We start from the raw sequence: 4,970 nt of genomic DNA, 5'->3' as shown, positions 1-4,970 counted from the left end.
GTCCGATTAAACAGACCATTTCTCCCGCATAAATGTTAAGGTCAACATCTCTTAAAATATGACTTTCTCCGTAGTAAACATTGAGATCAGATATGTGTAACATTGTCAACCCTTTTTAACTAATTTTAATCCTTTGACTTTTTATTCTTCCGAGGAACCTAGATAAACTTCAATAACTTTCGGATCATTTTGAATTTGCTCCATATTCCCCTCACATAGAACAGTTCCTTGGTGTAAAACCGTGACTTTGCGGGCAATTTGACGGACAAATTCCATATCGTGTTCAATAACAATAATTGAATGACTTTCCGCTAGATTTAACAACAAATTACCCACGTTTTCCGTTTCCTCATCGGTTAATCCTGCTACGGGTTCATCTACTAGCAGTAAATCTGGTGACTGGGCCACTAATTGACCAATTTCTAAGCGTTGTTTTTCGCCGTGGGACAGTAAAGAAGCGGGTAAATCAGCTTTAGCAGTTAACCCGATAGTTTCCAATAAACCAATAACTTTTCTGCTATCTTCTAGGGGAGGACGACCGAAAAGAGTTGAGAAAACATTTTTATTGCGATTACTAACTAAATCGAGATTTTCTCGGACAGTTAGATTTAAATATACCCTAGGAGTTTGAAATTTGCGACCAATACCCAAACGAGCGATCGCATATTCAGGAATTTTGCGGAGATCTCGACCTTTAAATAATACCCGTCCGATGGTGGGTTGCACTTTCCCCGTAATCACATCTAAAAAAGTGGTTTTTCCCGCACCATTGGGACCGATAATCACCCGTAATTCTCCCGTATCCATACTGAAATTAAGATTATTGAGAGCTTTAAAACCCCCAAAACTAACGGTAAGATTCTCGATTTCTAAGATTTTTCCAGTCATAATTTCTAAGAGGGAATAGGGAAGTATTTTCAGTGAACAGTCAGCAGTAATCAGTGAACTGAAAACTCACATCTGATAACTGATAACTGATAACTGATAACTGATAGCTAAGATCACTTATGCTCTAATTCTTCTCTTTCCAGTTGCACTTCCGGAGCTTCCTCAATACTAGGATAGGTAATTAAAGTTTTGCGGAAACCAAAATGAGTCAGCAAACGTTTAATTCCACCGAGAAGACCATCGGGAAGCACTGTCACCACAATTAGGAATAGGGCCCCTTGGAAAAATACCCAGACTTCCGGAAATTGTTCGCTTAAAAAAGTTTGGGCTAGGCGTACTAATAAAGTACCGACAACTGCCCCCACAAGGGTAGCACGTCCCCCCACAGCCACCCAAATCACCATTTCAATGGAAAAAGCCACATCCATAGAGTTAGGGGTGATAATTCCCGTTTGCACGGTATAAAGAGCGCCGGCAACACCGGCAATCGCCCCAGAAATGGCAAAAACTAACACCTTAAACCAAGTAGGATCATAACCGGAAAAACGAACCCGCACCTCATCATCGCGAATGGCGACTAACAAGCGCCCAAATCTGCCTGTAGTTAACCAACGACAGAGGAGATAAATAGCCAGTAAACAGACAATTGTGAGTAAATAAAAGGCCACTTGAACGGCATCGGAGCCTACCAGCAACCCGAAAATTGTTTGGGTATCGGTTTTTAAGCCATTAGTGCCGTTAATTAACTTTTGTTGGCCGTTAAAAAAGTTAAAAAATACCAGTAAAGCCGCTTGGGTCAAAATCGAGAAATAAACCCCTTTAATGCGATTGCGGAAGATTAAATAACCCAATAATCCCGCCACGATCGCTGGTACGATAATTAGGGCTAGAATTGTCAAAGGTAGGGAATAAAAAGGTTGCCAAATAAAAGGTAATTCTGTCACCCCGTAGAGAGTAAAAAATTCGGGCATTTGTCCGGGGGGTAACTGAAGATTTAGGTACATGGCCAAAGCGTAACCACCTAGGGCGAAAAAGATACCATGACCGAGACTTAATAAACCAGTATAACCCCAGATTAAATCTATCCCCAAAGCAACAATAGCGAGGGAAAGAAATCGCCCCAATAAACGCAAACGGAAAGCCGACAAAGCTAAGGGCAGTAACACCGCAAAGATGACCACTAAACCAACAATAACAGCGATTTCCGTGATTAACTTTTTCTTTTCCCGTTGTCGGGATTCGTTTCTAGTGATGGTTTCGGTAATCATAATCTATAACTCGGCAGTACGTCCTTTAGGAGGAAAAATTCCCGCAGGTTTGAATTGCAAGAAAGCAATAATTAAAGCAAAAATCATCACTTTTGCCATGCTAGTGGTGGAGAAAAAGGTGAAGAAATCTGTTAGGGGTTTTAGGGCTTCTACGGAACCAAAAATCAGGGCAAAAGTTCCCGAACCAATTAAATAATTAGCCACACCGATGGCCATGGCCGCAATAATAGTTCCCAGGAGATTACCCACTCCCCCCACCACCACTACCATGAAGGTATCAACGATATAATTTTGTCCCACATTTGGACCGACGGAACCCAAGAAACTAATCGCACAACCGGCAACTCCAGCTAATCCCGAACCGAGGGCAAAAGTCAAAGCATCCACTTGATTTGTCGGAATGCCTAAACAGGCACTCATCTGGCGATTTTGGGTGACGGCACGAATGCGTAAACCCCAAGAAGATTTATTTAAAAACCAATAAGTCCCTAACAAACAAAGGCCAGTTAAAATGATAATAAATAGACGGGTGTAGGGCATTTGAAAACCGGGTAAAGGTAAACCTCCCCGTAACCAGGCAGGAGCCGTGACATCGACGTTTCTGGCACTAAACCAGGGTCGAGCGAGAACCGGATTAAAAGATAAAAGATAGCCTAATAATCCAGCGATAGCTAGGGATAAAGGCAGGGTGATACCAATAGCTAAATTGCGAATTCTCTCCCAATCTAGGCGACGACTTAACAGCGTCATCGCCCCAAAAAATAACAGACAGAAAACTATTAAACTAATTACTAATAACCCGTTGACACTTCTGACAAATTGCTGCAGAATTAAGCTGACTCCCCAAGTGGCCAGCAGCGTTTCTAGGGGTCTGCCGTAGAGGAACCTAATCACCCCCCTTTCTAATAATAATCCCGCCAATCCCGACACTAAAAAAGCGATCGGTAGGGCGAATAAAACATAAGTATCAAAGAGAGAAATACGGAAAGCTTGAAAGACATTTAAAATATAAATATCTTCAAAACCTTTAAAGATATTCTGCACCACAAAAGTAGTATAAGCCCCTAACATCATTAACTCACCGTGAGCGAGATTAATCACCCCCATCAGTCCGAAAACAATCGCTAGTCCTAAAGCGGCCAGCAATAGCACAGAACCGATGCTAATACCATTAAACAATCCTTCCAATAATGCTGACACTTTTCGTTATTCCCGTGCATTTTTAATCTTTAAAAAGAGGGGTGAGCAGTAATGCCCACCGCACTCTCGTTACTGTCTGGAAAAATTCCTAAAACTAGGATTTTTCCATTTTGAATTTACCGCCCTTAGCCGGATCCGTCCAGTCACAGGCAAAGCCCTTAGTTTCGGGGACAAATTGGTTCCAAGGTTGCGGATCCACTACCCCCGGAGTTGACCAAACGATGTCAAATAGACCATCATCTCTCACCTGACCAATGCGGACGGTTTTGGAGATATGATGATTGGGGAACATTTCCACCGGTCCTTCGGGAGCATCGAATTTCTGTCCTACGGCTGCGGCGCGAACTTTGTCGAGATCATCGGCGGTTCCCGCTTGTTCTACCGCTTGCTTCCAGAGATAGACCATAATATAGGCCGCTTCCATGGGGTCGTTAGTGACGCGCTCCTGACCGAATTTAGCTCGAAAAGCCTCAACAAATTTTTTGTTAGCGGGGGTATCTACGGTTTGGAAATAGTTCCAGCAAGCGTATTGACCGAGGAGATATTCCTTACCGATTTGTTTAACTTCTTCCTCGGCAACACTCACCGACATGACCGGATATTTATCGGGAGTTAAACCGGCCGCTTGCAGTTGTTTAAAGAAAGCCACGTTACTGTCACCGTTGAGGGTGTTGAAAATAACGCCACCATCGGGTAAAGCTTGCTTAATTTTGGTAATAATCGGGGTAACTTCCGTGTTACCTAGGGGGAGGTAGTCTTCGCCTACGGTTTCGCCGCCTTTCGCCTTTAACTGCTCTTTAATAATCGTGTTGGCGGTGCGGGGAAAAACGTAGTCGGAACCGACGAGGAAGAATTTTTTCCCTTTATTTTCCAGCAACCAAGTCACTGCCGGCTCGATCTGTTGGTTAGGTGCAGCACCGGTGTAGAAGATATTTCTAGAACACTCTTGACCCTCGTACTGGACGGGATACCAGAGCATATGGTTTTTGGCTTCAAACACGGGTAAAACTGCCTGACGACTGGCGGAAGTCCAACAACCGAAGACGGTCACAACTTTGTCCTGATCGATCAGTTTGGTGGCTTTTTCGGTAAAAGTTGGCCAATCGGAAGCGCCATCTTCCACCACTGCCTCGATCTGTTTACCAAGAACACCACCAGCGGCATTGATTTCCTCGATCGCCAGTTTTTCCGCATCGACTACGCTGGTTTCACTGATGGCCATGGTGCCACTGAGGGAGTGCAGAATACCCACCTTAATTGTCTCTCCAGAAGCTGGGGCGGGACTAGCAGCCGGGCTAGGACTGGCCGTGGGGGTTTGGCTTTGATTGCCACCACAAGCTTTTAACAGAATACTGGTTCCCAAAGCGGCAGAACCGTACAGGAGAAATTTACGTCGTCCTAAATTTGACATGATGATCTTGAACTAACCTCGCTGACAATATTAGCTACTTCACACGGATGTTTTTGCTGAGGAGATTTTCGGGAATCTTTCTACGAATATCTGTGTGATATTACGGCTAGGTTAACAGATTTTTTGTGATTTTCGCTACTTTTTGGATGTTTTTTGTAACTTTTGCTACTTTTTTTCCAAAAATTAATGATTTTTCTGGAATT

General features: G+C 43.5%; 4 protein-coding genes and 1 pseudogene. All 5 read right to left on the bottom strand.

Annotated features, from left to right (window positions below; genetic code table 11):
* A pseudogene (locus tag PX636_RS04945) lies at positions 1-103 on the bottom strand (ABC transporter ATP-binding protein); the annotation flags it as partial.
* Positions 104-141: 38 nt separating this feature from the next.
* Entirely contained in the window at positions 142-888 is a 747-nt protein-coding gene (urtD, locus tag PX636_RS04940) for an urea ABC transporter ATP-binding protein UrtD (protein WP_004163062.1), read from the bottom strand.
* A gap of 113 nt (positions 889-1,001) precedes the next feature.
* Positions 1,002-2,156: an urea ABC transporter permease subunit UrtC gene (gene urtC, locus PX636_RS04935; RefSeq protein WP_016514599.1), complete on the bottom strand. Its 1,155-nt coding sequence runs from the start codon at positions 2,154-2,156 to the stop codon at positions 1,002-1,004.
* A 3-nt stretch (positions 2,157-2,159) separates the two neighbouring features.
* Positions 2,160-3,356: an ABC transporter permease subunit gene (locus tag PX636_RS04930; RefSeq protein ID WP_004163064.1), complete on the bottom strand. Its 1,197-nt coding sequence runs from the start codon at positions 3,354-3,356 to the stop codon at positions 2,160-2,162.
* A gap of 94 nt (positions 3,357-3,450) precedes the next feature.
* A complete protein-coding gene (gene urtA / locus PX636_RS04925; protein ID WP_288116379.1) occupies positions 3,451-4,767 on the bottom strand; it encodes an urea ABC transporter substrate-binding protein in 1,317 nt (438 codons plus the stop codon).
* Positions 4,768-4,970 lie beyond the last annotated feature (203 nt).

The sequence above is a fragment of the Microcystis sp. M53598_WE2 genome (assembly GCF_030067735.1).
Taxonomy (GTDB): Bacteria; Cyanobacteriota; Cyanobacteriia; order Cyanobacteriales; family Microcystaceae; genus Microcystis; species Microcystis aeruginosa.
This window is presented reverse-complemented; position numbering and strand designations above follow the sequence as displayed.

What these genes read in the sequence shown, in the direction of transcription:
- urtC (WP_016514599.1), bottom strand. Translation starts at nt 2,156, where the DNA reads ATGATTACCGAAACCATCACTAGAAACGAATCCCGACAACGGGAAAAG.
- urtD (WP_004163062.1), bottom strand. Translation starts at nt 888, where the DNA reads ATGACTGGAAAAATCTTAGAAATCGAGAATCTTACCGTTAGTTTTGGG.
- urtA (WP_288116379.1), bottom strand. Translation starts at nt 4,767, where the DNA reads ATGTCAAATTTAGGACGACGTAAATTTCTCCTGTACGGTTCTGCCGCT.